This is a genomic window from Bacillus sp. RO1 (assembly GCF_012524115.1).
GTDB lineage: Bacteria > Bacillota > Bacilli > Bacillales > Bacillaceae_I > Sutcliffiella_A.
Genome location: NZ_JAAZWB010000046.1, coordinates 27,642 through 46,971, shown reverse-complemented (window position 1 = coordinate 46,971; position 19,330 = coordinate 27,642). Strand labels below are relative to the sequence as shown.

Annotated in this window: 15 protein-coding genes; all 15 read left to right on the top strand. The window is 41.7% G+C overall.

All coding sequences use genetic code 11. From position 1 onward, the window contains the following. The first annotated feature begins 47 nt into the window (after positions 1–47). Positions 48–572 (top strand): signal peptidase I, encoded by a 525-nt coding sequence (gene lepB / locus HC179_RS04800; protein ID WP_168863330.1) that lies wholly within the window; start codon positions 48–50, stop codon positions 570–572. A gap of 108 nt (positions 573–680) precedes the next feature. Beyond that, a complete protein-coding gene (locus HC179_RS04795) occupies positions 681–3,899 on the top strand; it encodes a BTAD domain-containing putative transcriptional regulator (RefSeq protein ID WP_168863305.1) in 3,219 nt (1,072 codons plus the stop codon). 677 nt (positions 3,900–4,576) lie between these two features. Beyond that, the gene (locus HC179_RS04790) at positions 4,577–5,800 is read left to right on the top strand and encodes a substrate-binding domain-containing protein (RefSeq protein ID WP_168863304.1); all 1,224 of its coding nucleotides are present in this window, start codon (positions 4,577–4,579) and stop codon (positions 5,798–5,800) included. Between the two features lie 76 nt (positions 5,801–5,876). Next, complete coding sequence (locus HC179_RS04785) at positions 5,877–6,644, top strand: ABC transporter ATP-binding protein (RefSeq protein WP_168863303.1); 768 nt, start codon at positions 5,877–5,879, stop codon at positions 6,642–6,644. Further along, positions 6,628–7,335 (top strand): ABC transporter ATP-binding protein, encoded by a 708-nt coding sequence (locus HC179_RS04780; protein ID WP_168863329.1) that lies wholly within the window; start codon positions 6,628–6,630, stop codon positions 7,333–7,335. The genes HC179_RS04785 and HC179_RS04780 overlap by 17 nt, the downstream gene beginning before the upstream one ends. Positions 7,336–7,349: 14 nt before the next feature. Then, positions 7,350–8,210 (top strand): ABC transporter permease subunit, encoded by an 861-nt coding sequence (locus tag HC179_RS04775; RefSeq protein ID WP_168863302.1) that lies wholly within the window; start codon positions 7,350–7,352, stop codon positions 8,208–8,210. 4 nt (positions 8,211–8,214) lie between these two features. Next, positions 8,215–9,213, top strand: a complete 999-nt coding sequence (locus tag HC179_RS04770) for a branched-chain amino acid ABC transporter permease (protein ID WP_168863301.1) — start codon at positions 8,215–8,217, stop codon at positions 9,211–9,213. A 14-nt stretch (positions 9,214–9,227) separates the two neighbouring features. Beyond that, positions 9,228–9,404: a hypothetical protein gene (locus tag HC179_RS04765; protein ID WP_168863300.1), complete on the top strand. Its 177-nt coding sequence runs from the start codon at positions 9,228–9,230 to the stop codon at positions 9,402–9,404. Positions 9,405–9,408: 4 nt separating this feature from the next. After that, positions 9,409–10,440: a 3-oxoacyl-ACP synthase gene (locus tag HC179_RS04760; protein WP_168863299.1), complete on the top strand. Its 1,032-nt coding sequence runs from the start codon at positions 9,409–9,411 to the stop codon at positions 10,438–10,440. Further along, positions 10,437–11,345, top strand: coding sequence for an intracellular short-chain-length polyhydroxyalkanoate depolymerase (gene phaZ, locus HC179_RS04755; RefSeq protein ID WP_168863298.1), 909 nt, complete (start codon positions 10,437–10,439; stop codon positions 11,343–11,345). Before HC179_RS04760 ends, phaZ begins: the two co-directional genes overlap by 4 nt. Next, the gene (gene fabG / locus HC179_RS04750) at positions 11,342–12,079 is read left to right on the top strand and encodes a 3-oxoacyl-ACP reductase FabG (RefSeq protein WP_168863297.1); all 738 of its coding nucleotides are present in this window, start codon (positions 11,342–11,344) and stop codon (positions 12,077–12,079) included. Before phaZ ends, fabG begins: the two co-directional genes overlap by 4 nt. A gap of 197 nt (positions 12,080–12,276) precedes the next feature. Then, positions 12,277–15,333: an efflux RND transporter permease subunit gene (locus HC179_RS04745; protein ID WP_168863296.1), complete on the top strand. Its 3,057-nt coding sequence runs from the start codon at positions 12,277–12,279 to the stop codon at positions 15,331–15,333. Between the two features lie 108 nt (positions 15,334–15,441). Further along, on the top strand, positions 15,442–16,953 hold the full coding sequence (locus HC179_RS04740) for a class I adenylate-forming enzyme family protein (protein WP_168863295.1): 1,512 nt from the start codon (positions 15,442–15,444) through the stop codon (positions 16,951–16,953). A 150-nt stretch (positions 16,954–17,103) separates the two neighbouring features. Further along, entirely contained in the window at positions 17,104–17,376 is a 273-nt protein-coding gene (locus HC179_RS04735; RefSeq protein WP_168863294.1) for a hypothetical protein, read from the top strand. A gap of 26 nt (positions 17,377–17,402) precedes the next feature. Next, positions 17,403–18,173: a membrane protein insertase YidC gene (gene yidC / locus HC179_RS04730; RefSeq protein ID WP_168863293.1), complete on the top strand. Its 771-nt coding sequence runs from the start codon at positions 17,403–17,405 to the stop codon at positions 18,171–18,173. Positions 18,174–19,330: the final 1,157 nt, after the last annotated feature.

The window sequence follows — 19,330 nt, the reverse complement described above, 5'->3', positions numbered from 1 at the left end:
TCGGGGGTTATGAATTGAAAGAAAAGATCACAAAACGTAAATCAGCAATGAAATGGTTGGTTGTCACATTCCTTTTGGTGCTTATGATTCGTGCGCTTTTCTTTTCTAATTATATTGTAGAAGGGCATTCTATGAATCCTACATTGGAGCAGGGGAATTTCCTAATGGTCAATAAAATGGTATACTCCTTTACCAAGCCAGAACGATTTGATGTCGTTGTTTTTCAACAAGATGATGCAGATATCCATTATGTAAAAAGAGTAATTGGATTGCCTGGTGACCAAATTGAATACAAGCAAGATATGCTTTATGTAAATGGAGAGCTCGTGACAGAGCCATTTATCTCTCCTGAAAATTTAAAAATCTTTGGTGGCAACTTTACAGGAGATTTCTCGCTAAAAGAGTTAACGGGCGAAGAAGAAGTACCGAAAGGGCATGTATTTGTAATAGGAGATAACAGATTAAACAGCTTGGATAGCAGGCATTTTGGTTTTGTAAAAATAGAAGACATCGTCGGAAAAGTCCATGTCCGCTACTGGCCATTTAATGAATTTAATACGACCTTCAAGTAAAGAACAGCTTTTGTTAGGATTAGCTGTTCTTTTTAATGTTTTTACACTCCCAAATCATTATAATAGAACATAATAGATCTAAAATTCAGAAAAAAGGAGGGTAGGTAGATGCTTTCTCAAGAAACCGTATTGCAGACTAAAATCACGACACCTACAGTCAAAGAACATGTTCTTAGAAGGGTTAAAATTGCAAGAAAAATGAAAGCGGTTACCAACTTCGGTGTAACTGTTGTTCACTCTGGTCCGGGATATGGAAAGAGCACAATTGTTGCCTCCTTCGCACCTACTTTTGATGCCATCTCCTGTTGGTACACCGCAACGGATTTTGATGATGAATTAATCCCCTTTCTTCGATATGTTGTCCACTCAATCAGAACCAGGAAAAATCAATTTGGAGAAGGTATATTAAGTTATTTGAACAAGATGGACCGTTATATTCGTGAGGAGGAAATTCAAGATCTATGCTCACTATTTATCAATGAAATAGCGCATATAGATGGACCTCTGGTTTTAATTATAGATGATTTCCACTACGTACAGAAAAACCCTGACATCGTTACATGGTTCCATTGGTTGCTACAGCATTTCCCGAGTAATCTTCATGTCATTCTCATCACAAGGGAAAGGCCAGATTGGGAAGTTATTACGGCAATGAAGGTGAAGAATGAACTCTTGGAAATAACAGAGGAAGATCTCAAGTTTTCCAGGGAAGAGGTGGAAGTGCTTCTCGAAGATATTTATATGTTGGATGTTAATAATGACGATATAGAACACATCTACGCCTTATCAGAAGGCTGGGTCATGGCGTTAGGTCTATTGAGTCAAAGGCTTGCAGAAGAAACATCCACAGCTGGTTTGGTCACAACACAAGGAAAATTGGAAGACCTATTCAAGTACCTGGCAACTGAAGTGTTCATGAAGCAGACACCGATGATTCAGCAGTTCTTGGAACAGACCTCGATACTGGATGTGCTTAACGGAGAAATGTGTGATGAGGTCTTGGGCATAAATGGTTCCAACTATATCTTGCAGTCCCTAACAGAGCGTCATCTGTTCATTACTGTAACAGGAAAAAACCAATATCGTTATCATGCCCTTTTTAAAGAATTTCTCGAAAGAAGATTTATGGGGCAGGAAGAACAATTCTTGCTTTTGCATAAACGCTGTGCAAGATGGTATATGAAACAACGGGACATTCTCCCGGCAATCTCACATTTTGAAAAGATAGGCGATTACTCTTCTATCGGTGTTCTCATTCATGAGCATGGAATTCAATTGATGGAACAAGGACAACTCTCCTACGTTTTGGAAAAATTGCTTAGAATTTCTGATGAAATAAAAGTTAGATATTATATGCTTTGGTATATACAAGGGGAGATTCTTCGTTACCGATGTCTTTATGAGGAAGCAGAAACGGCATATAGAAATGGACTGGATGCTGCCAGAAAGTCCGGGGATATACTTGTAATCATAAGATCTTTGAAAGGGATTGCAAAAATATATCTGGATACCATCCAACCCATTAAAGCCGAAAGAGTCCTGTCTGAAGCGATTATGCTAATAGAAGCATGCCCCATTGAAAAGAAGGAGGAAAATCGATTATATGCCATTATGGCAGAAAATTTCTTGAATGCAGGGCATGCACCAAAAGCGCTCGAATGGTTCGATAAGCTTGATGTTGTATATAAACAGGAGGAGGCAGGAAACCTCGAAGCAAGAATTCTTTTGCGTTCAGGCAACCTGCATAGAGCGAAAAAACTCCTTCTCTATAAGAAAAAAGATCAAACAGAAGGGACACTGCAGCAGTCACACCGTGAGACAGATCTCCTTTTATCGCTGGTGGAAGCATTCATGGGAAATGCAGACCAGGCAAAAAAACTGGCTGATGCAGGAATTAAACAAGGCATTAAACTTCAAGCTCCTTTTGTAGAGGCTTGTGGCTGGATTCGTTTAGGGCATGCTGTTCAGCTGATGGAGATTTATGATAGTGCACTTGCTAAGGAATGTTATCAAACTGCACTGGAAATTATGGAAGAGCTGAATGTGTCAAGAGGAAAAGCAGAGGCTAATATGGGCTTATGTATATTGCACACCAATCAAGGTGCCTATGAGAAAGCCATACTATGTGGAGAAGAGGCGTTGAAAGAAACGGAAGAAGTAAAAGATAATTGGCTTTCTGGTCTCATCTATCTCGCAATGAAAATAGCTTGTATTCACAATAGGAAGTGGGATAAGGCAGATTATTACGGTCTCCGTGCGAGCAGGCTTTTGCGTAATTGCGGCGATCAGTATGCAGAGATGTTACTGTCTTTCTGGAAATCCATCTACTACTTTGAACGGCAGGAGTGGAAAGAGTTTACACAATCAATGAATGTATTCTTGAACTTCTTACAGACTGGAAACTATGAATTTATACTATCCAACAGAACGACCTTTGGGCCAAACGATCTTCAACAATTCACTCCGCTTCTAATGGAAGCGCAGAATAGAGAAATTCAACGGGCTTACGTTACTTCCTTACTGAATGAGCTTGGCTTTTCTCATCTTCAGAATCATCCAGGTTATACGTTGAAAATCCAAACACTAGGAAACTTCAAAGTTTGGCTCGGTCAGAAGGAAGTAGGGGCAAAAGATTGGCAGCGTGCAAAAGCAAAGGAACTGCTAGAGTTCTTTGTCACAAAAAGAAACATGCAATTAGTTAAAGATGAAATTTTTGCAGCCATATGGCCAAATGTTCCTGAGAAAACGGTAGCGAGAGACTTTAAAGTAGCACTAAACGCATTGAACAATGCATTGGAACCCGTGAGAAAAGCTAGAACCGAGCCTTTCTTCATTCAAAGAGAAGGGAATTCGTATGGGTTGAACCCAAGCTGTGGCTATGTTCTGGACTGTAGTGAATTTGAATCCTATGCATCAGCTGGATTGGAAGAACAGGAGCCTGCAAGGGCCATAACTTATTTAGAAAAAGCATTGGCTTTATATAAGGGAGATTTCCTTCCAGACCAGAAATATGCAGATTGGTGTTTGAATGAAAGAGAGAGACTACTGGTCTACTACCTGCGGTGCAGTGAAAAGCTTGCACAACTTTTGGTTGCACGTAAGAAATTCGATTCCGCTATACAGTTATGTGAGAGGGTTATTGAAAAGGACCCAACTTGGGAAGAAGCATATCGCTTGCTGATGTTTTGTTATTATCACAAAAACAATCGTTCACAAGCCATGAAATGGTTTGCAAAGTGCAAACACTATTTGGAAAGTGAGCTTGGCGTAGAGCCGATGTTTTCGACGAAAAAGATGTACGACATGGTGCTTGGAAAAGCCAACTAACCCCGCTATGATGGTGGGGTTTTTTTAATAATAAGAAATATTTTAAAACGGTTGATTTCCGTTCCAGCCGCTTCGCTTGCCTGCGGGCGGTCCGTGAGCCTCCTCGGCAAGCCTGCGGGGTCTCACCTGTCCCTTCCTCCCGCGGGCGTCTACGCGCCTTCCACTCCAATCAACAAGGTGGCTTCATTCAACTATGAGATTAAGAAAAGGTATCTACCCAGGCTAACTGAAAGTACATAAAATCTTCGTACTCGTAATTTATAGCTGTTGATTGGAGCAAAAGGCGAAGACTCCTCGAAAATGCTACGCATTTTCTTCGTGCGATGTATCGCTGCCGGAGCCTTCCTTGTCCTGAGGGAGATAGCGGTAGCTTGAGACCCCGCAGCGTAGCGAAGAGGCTCAAGCACCGCCCCTAGGAAAGCGAAGCCATTTGCGGAGATCAACAGCGGTGTCTAAAGAACACCTTAAGTCAAAGACGGAGCAAAGAGGCTCAAGCAACCGCCCCTAGGAAAACGCAGCCATTTGCGAAATCAACAGCGGAGACTAACCAACAACTAAAAAAGAACCGGGCGGTTGTTTTTCGTGTAGCAGTCTTTGCTTTGTAACCCATTTGTAACCACCTCGTCTTAAGCTGAAACTACAACTTAAACACATTAATGGGTTAAGGGGGAAGGTAAATGAGAAAGTGGAAGACAGGATTTCTGCTTATGTGTGCACTGATGTTGGTGTTGGCTGGCTGTAGCGATAGCAATGCCGGAACAGAAACAGATTCAAGCGGTGATGGAGATCAAAAGGTAATCAAGGTGGGTGTGCTCGCTTCATTAACTGGTGCGCTTGAAACGTATGGTAAGCAAACGGTTCAAGGCTTTGAACTTGGTCTTGAATATGCAACAGAAGGAACAATGGAAGTAAACGGACACAAGATAGAGTTTGTAGTGGAAGACACCGAAACAAAACCGGAAGTGGCGATTCAAAAAGCAACTAAACTATTGGAAGAAGATGAGGTGGACTTCCTTGTCGGATCTTCAAGCTCTGGAGATACTTTAGCGGTACTGCCCCTTGCAGAAGAGTATGAAAAGGTGATGCTTGTGGAACCAGCAGTGGCAGATAGTATTACAGGAGCAGATTGGAACAAATATATTTTCCGTACATCAAGAAATTCCTCTCAAGATGCAGTGGCTGGAGCAGCTGCAATCGCAGGGGAAGGCGTGAAGATTGCAACATTGGCGCCAGATTATTCTTTTGGTCATGATGGAGTTGCGGCATTCAAAGAAGCAGCATTGGAACTTGGTGCTGAGATTGTTCTAGAAGAATATGCAGATCCTGCTGCAACTGATTTTACATCCAATATCCAAAAGATTTTAGATTCAGATCCTGACTATCTCTTTGTTGTATGGGCAGGTGCCAATTCTCCTTGGAATCAAATTTCCGATATGAAAGTACAAGAAAGAGGAATCAAGATTTCTACAGGTGCTCCTGATATTGCGGCATTACACACGATGGAACAGTTAATCGGAATGGAAGGGTTCTCTGTTTACTACCATACACTGCCTGATAATCCAGTCAATGATTGGTTGGTGGAAAAACATAAAGAAAAGTTCAACGGAGAAGTTCCGGACCTGTTTACTCCAGGAGGAATGACGGCTGCCATCGCTATCGTGGAAGCACTAAAGAAAACAGAGGGAGATACAGATTCCAATTTAATCATAGAAACAATGGAAGGAATGAGCTTTGAAACACCAAAAGGTCAAATGACGTTCCGACCTGAGGATCATCAAGCGATGCAAACTTTATATGCTGTGCGTCTGGAGAAAGTGGATGGATTCGACTATCCAGTACCTGTGTTAATGAGGGAGCTATCTCCGGAGGAAACAGCTCCTCCAATCCGTAACAATCAATAAGTAGAAGTGGAACTTTGGAGCTATGCTCTAAAGTTCCTTCGTGTTATTAGATAACTAATAGAAGGAGGTACACACTTTGAATCCCATTTTGCAGACTAAGGATTTAACCATTGCTTTTGGTGGGCATGTGGCAGTGGATCATGTGAATTTTACTGTGGAGCCTTTCCACTTCAAATCCATCATCGGCCCAAATGGAGCTGGAAAGACGACATTTTTCAACCTCTTAAGCGGACAGCTGAAGCCTACAAAGGGAGAGGTGATTTGGAAAGGTGAGGACATAACAAACCTTTCCTCCATGAGACGGACTAGGAAAGGTATCGGGAGGTCGTTTCAGATTACTAATGTGTTTCCAAATCTAACAGTTTTGGAAAATGTTCGGCTGGCAGTTCAGTCTCAACGGGGAGTCAGGTATAACATGTTTTCCCATTTCCTACAATTCAAGGAGTTTGAAGAGCGGTCTTTGGATTTATTGAAGACGGTCCTTCTGGATGATAAAGCTAAATCACTTGCAAAAAATCTGGCACATGGAGAAAAGAGAAAACTTGAAATTGCCATGCTTTTAGCGCTTGAAACGGAACTGCTTCTTTTGGATGAACCAACGGCGGGTATGTCCATTGAAGAAGTACCGGCAATACTGGAGGTTATTAAACTAATAAAAGCCAGGGGAGACAGGACCATCATACTAATTGAACATAAAATGGACATGATATTAGACTTATCTGATTCTGTTACGGTACTTTTCAATGGGAAATTGTTAGCGGACGGTACACCGCAAGAAATCATGAATAATGAAACAGTTCAGTCAGCGTATTTGGGAGGATTGTATGATGACAACGCTTCTTAAAGTGGAAAAGATACAAACATATATTGAGCAGTTTCACATTTTGCAAGGTGTTGATTTTGAAGCGAAACAAGGAGAAGTCACTGTACTGCTAGGAAGAAACGGGGCAGGGAAAACGACAACCCTCAGAAGTGTGATGGGACTTAATCCTCCTCAACAGGGTTCTATCGTGTTTGATGGGCAGGATATTACCGGAATGGCAACGTATGAAATTGCCAATAGAGGAATTGGTTATGTTCCAGAAGATCAAGGGGTGTTCGGAGAATTAACAGTAGAAGAGAATATGAAGGTTGCCATGAAAAAAGCAGATGAAGAAACGCTTGCGAAATTAGATTGGGTGTTAGACTTGTTTCCCGATTTAAAAACCTATTGGAAAAAGCGTGGTGGGAATTTAAGTGGCGGTCAAAAGCAGATGCTTGCAATTTCTCGAGCTTATATTAATAACAGCAGGCTTCTATTGATTGATGAACCTAGTAAGGGGTTAGCTCCAATTATGGTGGAAAAGGTGATGGATTCCATCCTGCAGATGAAAAAAGAAACGACCATTATTCTAGTAGAGCAGAACTTTTATATGGCAAGTACAATTGGGGATTGCTTCTATATCTTGGATGACGGGAAGACCGTTCACCATGGTCACATGCATGAGCTGAAGGAAGATGAGGAGCTCAGAAGGCAATATCTTGGGATCGCATAAAGGAGGGGCATATAGTGGATGTATTAGTGAATCTGACAGTAAACGGATTAGCAACGGGAATGTTGATTTTTTTGCTTGCTGCTGGTCTGACCTTAATATTTGGTTTAATGGATGTCCTTAACTTTGCCCATGGGGGGCTGTTTGCCTGGGGCGCCTTCTCAGGGATCTGGGTGTATTCGGCAACAGGCAGCTTTATGATAGGAATTATTGCTGCAATCGGTACCGGGCTTATATTGGGGCTTGCGCTTGAACGATATATCATCCAGCCTGTCTATGGAAATCATGTTCAACAGATTCTGATTACGTTAGGAGTCATGCTAGTTTTAAGCGAAATGATTAAAGTGGTATTCGGTCCAAACCAGCTTAGCGCAAGAACTCCATCATATTTGAGTGGGAGCTGGGAGTTTGGGGATATCATCATCATCAAATACCGTTTATTTATCATCATTATAGGTACGCTTGTTTTCGCTGCAATCTTCTATATTTTAAGAAATACAAAAATAGGCCTAATCGTACGAGCGGGTGTTATCAACAAAGAGATGGTGCAGGCATTGGGCATCAACATAAAACGGGTGTTTATGCTCGTGTTTATGGCTGGGGCCGCAATGGCGGCGCTTGGTGGCATGCTGCTTGGGCCTTATTCCGGTGTCATTTATGCAGAGATGGGGCTGGAGTTTGGGATCTTGGCATTCATTGTGGTGGTAATTGGGGGGATGGGAAGCATTACAGGTTCGGTACTTGCAGCCATCTTGGTCGGATTGAGTGGTTCCTATATGGCCTATTTCGTCCCGGATTTAGCATTGGCAGTAAACATGATGCTGATGACCGTAGTTTTGATTTTCCGTCCACAAGGATTATTTGGAGTAAAGGGGTGAGAGAATGAACAGATATATGTCCATACCAAATTCCGTCTATATCATTATGTTTTTGATGCTTCTTGCACTTCCGTTTGTTACAGATTCTCGTACTCTCTTAATCATGTTTACTCAAATCTTCCTTTTTGCCATCTTTGCAATGAGTTATGATATCTTGCTTGGTTACACGGGAATTGTTTCGTTTGGTCATGCCATGTTTTTTGGAATAGGAGCTTATTCCACGGGTATTATGTTGAAGCAATATGAAAGTACCATACCAGTGCTTTTATTAGCGATACTTGTTGGTGCAGTTATAGCAGGTGTTGTAAGCTATATTGTCGGGATGCTTTCCCTTCGTTTGAAAAGTCACTTCTATGCTATGTTAACCCTCGCTTTCTCCGGACTGTTTCTTGTATTGGCGGAAAAATGGCGTACACTCACATATGGAAATGATGGGTTTACCTTCAGTATCCCTGATCTTTTGCGTGATAGATTAAATTTATATCTACTGTCTTTAATCATGATGGTCCTAATTTTTCTTTTACTAAAGCGATTTACACATTCTCCATTAGGAAGGGTTCTGCAGGCAATAAGAGAGAATGAAGATCGAACTGAATCGCTTGGCTACCATGTGCTGCATTATAAAGTCATAGCGAGTGTGGTAGCCGGTGTGTTTGCTAGCTTTGCCGGTAGTCTCTATGTATTGACACTTAGGTTCGTCAATACGTCTGTTTTTGCAGTAGATGTCACGTTGGATGCACTACTGATGACCATCATTGGAGGTGTAGGTACTTTAATAGGCGCGATAATTGGAGCAGGGTTGATAGAGTTTGCACACCATTGGTTAACAGACCTTGCAAAAGTTCATTGGATTTTTGAACGATGGATTATTTTCTTCGGAATCCTTTATATCGTAGTGGTGATGTTTTTCCCTCAAGGTATCGTAGGGACCGTCAAATTATGGTGGTCTAGAAGAAAAGGTGTACAGCTCAAAGTAGGAAAAGAGAAAGACATTTCAGGATAATGGGAGGGGAATGGATGAGTAGTCAGCCACAAGTTGCATCTTTTGTTGTACGGTGTGCCGGTTTTTCGGATGCAGGGCAGCCGTCACCAATCTGGAGAATAACAGTCAGTCACGTGCAAGGAGAAGAGGAAATAACGGTTACTTGCTTTGAAGAAGTCTGTAAATATATGAAAGAAAAACTTAGTGGGTGAGATAATGACGCAGATTGGTATTGTGAGTGTCGGTACATTTATTCCAGAAAATTTCATGACCAGCAAGGAAATTGCAGAGAAATCTGGAATACCTATAGAGGTGGTCGAAGAAAAACTGGGCATTAGGTCAAAGCCAGTTGCTGGTCATGAGGATCATACGTGTGAAATGGGAATAAAAGCTGCACGGATTGCGATGGAAAAGGGGAATATTGCTCCAAAGGAAATAGACCTGATTCTCTATATTGGAGAAGAACATAAAGAATATCCACTATGGACGGCAGCCTTATACATGCAGAAACAGCTTGGGGCGGTAAATGCGATAGGCTTTGATATGGGATTGCGATGCGGAACGACAATCATGGGATTGAAAGTTGCGAAAGATATGATGATAGCGGATGAATCTATTCAGACAGTTCTGCTTGCCGGTGGATACCGTAACGAAGATTTCATTGATTACACCAATCCAAGGACCAGATTCATGTATAACCTTGCAGCGGGTGGAGGAGCCATTGTGTTAAGAAAAAATCATGATGAAAATGCTTTATTGGCTTCTCATCTTATAACGGATGGTTCTTTCTCCGAGGACGTGGTGGTAGTTGCGGGCGGAACAAAACATCCCATTTCACCGGAAGCATTGGAAAAAGGCTTGAATAAGCTGGATGTACTTGATCCAGTAGGAATGAAAGCCAGATTAGAACAGAAATCCATGAAGAATTTCTTGGAAGTGATTCGAAAATCTTTATTCAAAAGCGGTCTAACGGAAGAAAAGTTGGATTATCTCGGAATTCTTCACATGAAAAAATCTGCCCACCATTATGTTTTAAAGGAACTAGGTTTGTCCGAGAAACAATCTATTTATCTAGAAAACTACGGGCACGTCGGTCAAATCGATCAAATTCTTTCATTGGAGCTTGCTTTACAGCAAGGCAGAATCAAAGAGGGAGACAATGTAGTGCTGGTGAGTGCGGGGATTGGCTATGCTTGGGGTGCAACGACTATTCAATGGGGAAAGTCAAATAGGGAGGTTGGAAGATGATCGTTCAAAAACAAGTGAAACTGTCAAACGGGGAGACATATGGATATAGAGAACGAGCTGGTTTTGGTGAAACCATCCTGCTCATACATGGAAATATGACTTCTTCTAAGCATTGGGATTTGCTAATGGAGAACATAGATGATTCTTTTCATCTTGTAGCGGTTGATATGAGGGGGTTTGGTGAGTCGACATATCACGAAAAAATCTATTCTATTAAAGAACTAGCAGATGACATAAAACTATTTGTGGACGAATTAAATCTAACCGACTTTACAATACTTGGTTGGTCCACAGGCGGAGCGGTGGCCATGCAATTTGTAGCTGATAACCCAAACTTTGCAAAAAAGCTCATTCTACTTGCATCAGCATCAACAAGAGGTTATCCAATGCATGAAACGGATGAAAACGGTCAACCGGATCTATCAAAAAGACTAACAAGTTATGAACAGGTAATGCAGGACAAGACCAGGACCATTACCATTTCCCATGCATACGAAAACCGTAATAAAGAGGTACTAAGAATGATTTGGGATTATGCGATCTACCATGACAATCAACCGGAAGAAAATCGGTATGAGGAGTATCTGGAAGATATGCTTACACAGCGCAATTATCCAGAAATTCTGCATGCGCTAAATATGTTTAACATCAGCAATCACCATAATGGACTGAAACAAGGAACCGGGGAAGTGGAGAAAATAAACATACCGGTTCTTGTGTTGGCTGGTGACAAAGATCTTGTTATTTCTGAACAGATGTCCAGAGAAGTGGTAGCGGACCTAGGGGGAGTGGCGACGTTTCTTTCCCTCAAGGGGTGTGGACATTCCGCACAAGTGGATGATTTATCACAATTATTGCAAGCGATTACAACTTTCGTGACGAAACAGGAGGAACAGTACAAATGAGACTAGAAGGTAAAGTGGCCATCATAACCGGTGCAGCCAATGGTTTAGGCTTGGAGGCTGCACGTGTATTTTTAAAAGAGGGGGCAAGGGTTGCACTTGTGGATTATGATGCAACACTAGGGGAACAAAGGACTGCAGAGCTTCAAGCAGAAGGGGAAGCGGCATTTTACCAAGTGGATGTTTCAAATCAGGCCAAGGTAGTAGAGATGGTATCCATGGTTAAAGAGAGGTTCGGAAAGATAGATATTCTCATTAACAATGCAGGTATTACAAAAGATAACATGCTTCTAAAAATGAGTGGAGAAGACTTCCAAAAAGTAATGGATGTTAATGTAAATGGCGTATTTAATTGTACGCAAGCAGTGGTACCTCATATGCTCGAAAATGGCAAAGGGAAAATCATCAATACGTCATCTGTGAGCGGGGTTTATGGAAATGTTGGACAGACCAATTATGCGGCATCTAAAGCTGCGGTTGTTGGAATGACAAAATCGTGGGCAAAGGAATTTGGCCGGAAAAATATTAATGTGAATGCTGTGGCACCTGGATTTGTGGACACTAATATGGTAGCAACCGTCCCAGAGAAAGTAATTCAGAGCTTGTTACAAGTCATTCCCCTCCAGCGACTGGGCAAGCCGAGTGATATCGCAAGTGCATACCTGTACCTTGCTTCAGATGAGTCAGATTATGTGAATGGAACGGTACTACATGTAGATGGTGGAATTATGATGTAAAAGAAAAATAGTTTACTTTTAAACTAGGTGCTAATTAGGCACCTAGTTTTTTTCGTATACAATTCAGAAGTTTTGACGAAAAAAGTAACAAATCACTCCAAAGCATATTCATCCTTGCCAAGACTAACAACCACACCTTATGATGAACTCAGGTTAAATAGTCAAATTTGAATAATTGAGTATAGGAGGAAATCCAAGTGTTTAATGCGCTTATTAAAAAGCCAAAAGTAACATTAATATTTTTACTATTATTGGTGGTCATCGGTTCCTTGACCTATTTTCAAATACCAAAACGAGAGATCCCTGAAATTTCACTAAATGTAGGAACCATCACCACAGTGTATCCAGGGGCTGCTCCAAACGTAGTGGAAAGGGACATTACCACTCCGCTTGAAAAAGAACTATTGGATATTGACGGAATGGATAGTGTCACATCTGTTTCTGGATTAGGCGTATCTAATATTGTAATGGAACTGACCGATGATGCGGACAGGGATAAAGTATTCTCCCAAGTTCAACAAAAAGTTTCTGATGTAAGCCGCGAGTTTCCAGAAGACGCTTTTGAACCGACAATCAACACGGATATTCAAATGGGAGCTATCGCTTCATACAACATTTTACATGAAGACCGTGCACTGTTATTAGAGCAAAAGGACATCATTGAAGGATGGGTTCCTCAATTGGAGGATATTAATGGTGTTCGAAAAGTTACAATAAAAGGATTGGAAGAGTCTAGCTACACCCTTAACTTGGATTCAGAAACCATGCAAGAAGAGAGAGTGCTACTTCCTGATGTAATAACAGCCATCCAAAATGAATTGGAAATCACCCCTCTTGGCAGTCAGCAAGAAGGAAACCAGATCTCCCAGCTGACATTTGAACATATTGAAAATATTGAAGAAGTAGAAAATGTATTTTTGAAAAAGGATGAAGAAGGAAATTCGCTTTATGTCGGGGATGTTGCAACCTTGACGCAGATACCGACAGAACAAGAAGATTTAATTACGTATAATGGTTCGCCTGCCATTTCTTTGACCATTATGCAAGAAAAAGGAGTAGACATTCCAACTCTGCATGCCACAGTGAATGAAGAAATGGAACGTCTCGCTGAAGACCTGCCAGAAGAAGTGGAGAAGGACCTTTACTATACTCAGAATGAAATTGTGTCCAAAATTTTTAAAGACTTGGGAATTTCATTCCTTATCTCTATTCTAGCAGTGGTATTGATTACGTTTTTTGGATTAAATACCGTTTCTGCTATCCTGGTGGCAATCTCTATTCCAATATCGATTGCGCTTGGATTAATCCCCTTGCCGTATGCAAATGTGGATTTAAACCAGATTTCCATTATCGGGATCATCATTGCCTTAGGTATTCTGGTGGACGATGCCATCGTAGTAAATGATAACATCCAGAGACGTTACCAACTTGGTGATGGCCCGTTAAAAGGTGCAATAACCGGAACGAAAGAAGTCAGGATTTCCATCATTACCTCAACATTGGCCATCGTCTTTACTTTCTTGCCATTGACTTTCCTAGGTGGTCCAAACGGTGCATTCATTTCTGCACTTCCTACCGTTCTCATTGCTACCATCATAGGTTCCACGATTGTCGCTTTGACCATTGTGCCGATTTTTATGGCATGGCGTCAAAAGAAAAAGACGCGCAAACAGGGGAAAGATGGTCTGCTAGGCTCTCAATTCGATAAAGCAGGGAACTGGTATAGTTCAAAAATCTTAACCAAAGTAGTGAAAAAACCTCTACTCACAGGGCTTGCTGTTCTTACATTCTGTACAGCCAGTTATGCACTCGTTCCATTTATTCCGGTCGTATTCTTCCCTAGTGCAGATCGTGAAGAGGTGACTGTATCCGTCACATATCCTGCTGGGACACCACTGGAGGAAACAGAATCAAGGCTCCAACAAATGGAAGACAGCATAAAAACAGATAAAGCTGTTTACGAAACAACCATCTTTGCAGGGAGCGGAGAACCTGGAATATTCGGCAGCACATTATCCAATTCAGGTGAGAACACGGGACAGATTGTCTTAAGAGTAGACCGGGAGCAGCAGTCTGCTGCAGATACGATTGCCAAATGGCAGCCTGAACTACGGGATGAAAATCCAGACGCCGTAGTGATGCTTTCTACAATTGAAGCAGGTCCGCCTGTAGGAGCTCCCATCGCCTTGACGGTTGTCGGAGAAGACATAGAAGAACTAATGGATTCCGTCAAAGGGATGAAAGAAGAGATTAAAAGCTTGGAAGGAAGCGGAGCGGTTATTGATGACGTAGGATCCGCTCAACCTACTATCAATTATGTTCCAAACAGAGAAGCAATGGAAGAGCATGGAATTACCGCTCAAGAAATAAGTAATCAAATAAGGCTTGTGACAGAAGGAATCCCAGTTGGTTCTTATGAAGCGGGACTTGAGAGAGAAACACTTACCATCGTTCAAGACCTTGTAGAAGATGGAGAAACGATAAACCTTGAAGCATTGGAGCTTCCAAGTAAAACAGAAACAACTGAATTTGGGGCGCCAGTTCTCATCCCACTATCCGAGCTAGTATCTGTTGAGGAAACAGAAGTATTGCCATTGATTCCTCATAAGGATGGGGACAGAACCATAACGGTACGTGTGTATCCAGGGGAGGGTGACAAACAGAAATTAGAAGCGGAAGTAAAAGATATCGCGGCGTCCTATGAAACAGATACTATTTCCGTTTCAGTTGGAGGAGAATCTTCTGCAAGAAGTGATTTCTTTATTGAAGTAGGGAAGCTGTTCTTGATCGTCATTTTCCTGATATATATCTTAATGGTTGTACAGTTTAATTCATTAAGATTGCCATTGCTGATCATGAGTTCTGTTTACTTGGCAATTTCTGGTGCGATGATTGGCTTATTCATCACACAAACCGGCCTAGGTTTCATGGCGATGATGGGTATTGTATCACTTGCGGGAATTGTGGTAAGGAATGCTACCGTCTTCATTGAATTTATGGAATCGCGTTTGCAAGAGGGTGCAACCTTGAGTGAAGCAGTCATTGATTCTGGTAAAGCAAGGCTGCGACCGGTCGTACTGACGGCCTTTACATCTATCGCCGCTTTACTTCCGATAGCGTTTAGCGGGGATGTATTATTTACCCCACTTGCAATATCAATTATTTCGGGAATATTCTTTTCTACTTTCTTTACATTGTTGTTTGTTCCAGCCTTTTATATTGTGATTAAACGTAAGAAAGTGAAAGAAGCTTAAGTATTGTGAACGGGTATCCATCATTATATGGGTGCCCGTTTTCCATTGTAACCCTTCTGTAACTCCCATCTCCTATAGTATGGATATCTTGTAAAGTGTAGGGGAGAGATGGAAGTGGAAATGAATGGTTCTTGGTTACAGAAGCGTTCACAACATTCTCCATATAAAATCGCAGTGATAGACGGCGAAACGGGAGAAAGATGGAATTATAAGCAATTATTCGATCGATCAAGAGAAATGGCAGGCAGACTGTTATCTGCGGGTATTGGACCAGGAGATCGCGTGGCTTTGTTGTCACCAAATCATATAGTGTATTTTGAATTGCTTTTTGCATGTGTAGACATAGGGGCAATTTTTGTGCCGCTCAATTGGAGACTGGCGGAAAACGAATGGAACTATATAGTAAGAGACTGCAAAGCAAAATGTGTGATAGTGCATGATGACTATTTAGAGGAAGCAAAGCAGTTGAAATGTCAGGTGTTCTCACTGGATGAATTGGCGACAAAAGAAATACAAAAGAAAGTTTCACACTCCACACGAATTAATGACGCAGCGGCCATTATCTATACGGGGGGCACAACCGGCCACCCAAAAGGAGTAATACTTACTAACGAAAATATTACATGTAATGCCATCAATACTATTGTAAGCTGGGGACTTCATGGAGAAGATACCACCCTCACTTGCCTACCTATGTTTCATACAGGGGGCCTTAATGCCTTGTCGACTCCATTGCTCATGGCAGGTGGGACCGTTGTCTTGATGAGGAGTTTTGATGCGGAAAAAGCCATCAAACTATTAGATTTGTATAAGTGCACCATTGCCCTAATGGTACCAACCATGTATAGCATGCTGATAGAGCATCCTCACTTTCAAGGAACAGATTTTCCAACCATGAAAACATTTCTTTCAGGTGGTGCGCCCTGTCCATTAGAAATCTACGAAATATTCTACCAGAAGGGGAAATTGTTTAAGGAAGGATACGGACTTACAGAAGCGGGTCCAAACAATTTCTACATCGATCCTTTTGAGGCATATGGAAAAAAGGGTTCCGTCGGCAAAGCAATGCTATTTAATGAAGTGAAATTGATGGTAAATGATAGCTTAGAAGCGATGGAGGAAGAGGTTGGGGAAATATATATTAGAGGATCCCATGTCTTCTCTGAATATTGGGGGAAAGAAGAAGAAACCAAGAAAGCCAAACATGATGGATGGCTGAGAACAGGTGATTTGGGTAGAAGAGATGAAGACGGTTATTTTTATATAGTCGGTAGGACGAAAGAAATGATCATTTCCGGTGGAGAAAATATCTATCCATTGGAAGTGGAGCAAATACTCTGTCAGCATGAGGCGGTCAAGGAAGCATGTGTAATTGGTGTACCTCATCCTGTATGGGGAGAGGCGGTCATTGCCATTGTTTCTAGTAAAAGGCAAACTTCTGAGAGGGAGCTGCTGACCTTCTGCAAAACCAGAATCGGAGTTTATAAAATACCTAAGAAAATAGTATTTGTTCCGGAAGTACCAAAAACGGCGGTAGGGAAAATGGATAAAAAGAACTTACAAAATTCTTTTAGTAAGCTATATGATTATAATAATAAAAATAAAGAAGAACATGTATAGTAGAAAATTAACAAAAAGATACACCTAGTAATTATTGCACACTAGGTGTATCTTTTTATTGGAGGGATATACTTTAAATGAAACATTAATGTTATCCATTCGTACAAGTAGTATCTACTATATTCAGTTAAAAAGGTGAATGCTAATAATATGGAATTTTATCTTGATATTCTACTATACGCACCATATGTAACAGCCGCCGTTCTTTGCCTTTTGACGTTCTGCTTTTTTGTGGACTCCAAGTATGTAGTCTACCAACACAGTGGTTATACAACATCCTTGGACCTTGAATCGAATAAATTGCAGTCTATCATTGGTAAGCGAAGAAGGCTAATTACATTCATATATAGAAAACGGCCTACAAAAGAAGCAACCCTAGATGAAGAAGATTCCTCTTTCTACTATGCAAACATGAGTCGATAATTTTGTGAAAAGTAGGAGGAATTTAAATGAGAAAGTTTTGGACAGTAAGTTTAGTTCTATTTTTATTGGCACTATTAACAGGTTGTAACATGAGCGAGCCCATTACGGCAGATAGTTCTGGAGTTTGGAACCATTATTTTGTCTATCCGTTGTCTCTCGCGCTGACAAGCGTGGCTGAATGGACTGGTGGAAGCTACGGTATATCCATCATCATCGTTACCATTGCTATTCGTACACTTATTCTGCCACTTGCATTGAAGCAGCAGAAAAACATGCTTGCGATGCAAAAACTTAAGCCGGAAATGGAAGCATTGCAAAAGAAATATAAAGATAAAAAGAATCCAGACGATCAAAGGGAAATGCAAAAGGAATTAATGACGCTATACCAGACCCACAAAGTGAACCCTGCCGCTGGTTGTTTTCCAATGTTGATTCAAATGCCTGTGATCATGGCTTTCTATTATGCAATTGGAAGAACGACGGAAATAGCTGAGCACTCTTTCTTTTGGGTAAGTCTCGGTCAGCCAGATCCATTCTATATTCTACCGGTTGTGACAGCTATCACGACATTCATTCAAACAAGAGTCACGCTTACAGATGACGTACAGCCACAGATGAAGATGGTCATGAACATCATCCCGGTGTTTATATTAATCGCCGGATTGACGTTGCCTTCTGCACTGGCACTTTATTGGGTGATAGGAAATTTATTCGGTATTGGGCAAGGTCTTTATTTGAAAAAACGAATGAAAACTTTAAAACAGATGGAAGAAGCAACAGTTGTTCCAAGCACATAATTGGATGAAACCTCCAACCTCCTATCAGGGAAGTTGGAGGTTTTTTTTGATATTCCTTCCTCGTAAATTAGTATTTAAAGAGGAAAAGGGGAGGAGAGTGTTGTTTAGGGAGAGTATGAGGACCTCAGTGGAGCAGGAACGGAGCAGGAGAAGTCTTCATCGAGCGGATGAAGACCTTAGTGGAGCAGGAACGGAGCAGGAGAAGTCTTTATGTAGCGGATGAAAACCTTAGTGGAGTGGGAAAGGAGCAGGAGAAGTCTTTATGGAGCGGATGAAGACCTTAGTGGAGTGGGAATGTGAGAAAGAGAAGTCTTCATGGAGCGGATGAATACCTCAGTGGAGCGGGAATGTGAGAAAGAGAAGTCTTCATAGAGCGGATGAAGACCTTAGTGGAGCGGGAGTGGAGAAAGGGAAGTCTTCATGGGGCGGATGAAGACCTCAATGGAGTGGGAAAGGAGCAGGAGAAGTCTTCATGGAGCGAATGAAGACCTTAGTGGAGTGGGAATGGAGAAAGGGAAGTCTTCATAGAGCGAATGAAGACCTCAGTGGAGCGGGAATGGAGAAAGGGAAGTCTTCATGGGGCGGATGAAGACCTTAGTGGAGTGGGAATGGAGAAAGGGAAGTCTTCATAGAGCGAATGAAGACCTCAGTGGAACGGAAAAGTAGAAAGAGAAGTCTTCATGTAGCGAATGAAGACCTCAGTGTAGCGAGAAAGTAGAAAGAGAAGTCTTCATGGAGCGGATGAAGACCTTAGTGGAACGGAAAAGGAGAAAGAGAAGTCTTCATAGAGCGAATGAAGACCTCTGTGGAGCGGGAATGGAGAAAGAGAAGTCTTCATAGAGCGAATGAAGACCTCAGTGTAGCGGGAATGGAGAAAGAGAAGTCTTCATAGAGCGAATGAAGACCTCAGTGTAGCGAGAAAGTAGAAAGAGAAGTCTTCATGGAGCGAATGAAGACCTCAGTGGAGCGGGAATGGAGAAAGAGAAGTCTTCATAGAGCGAATGAAGACCTCAGTGGAGCGGAAAAGGAGAAAGAGGAGTCTTCATAGAGCGAATGAAGACCTCGGTGGAGCGGAAAAGTAGAAAGAGAAGTCTTCATAGAGCGAATGAAGACCTCAGTGGAGCGGAAAAGGAGAAAGAGGAGTCTTCATAGAGCGA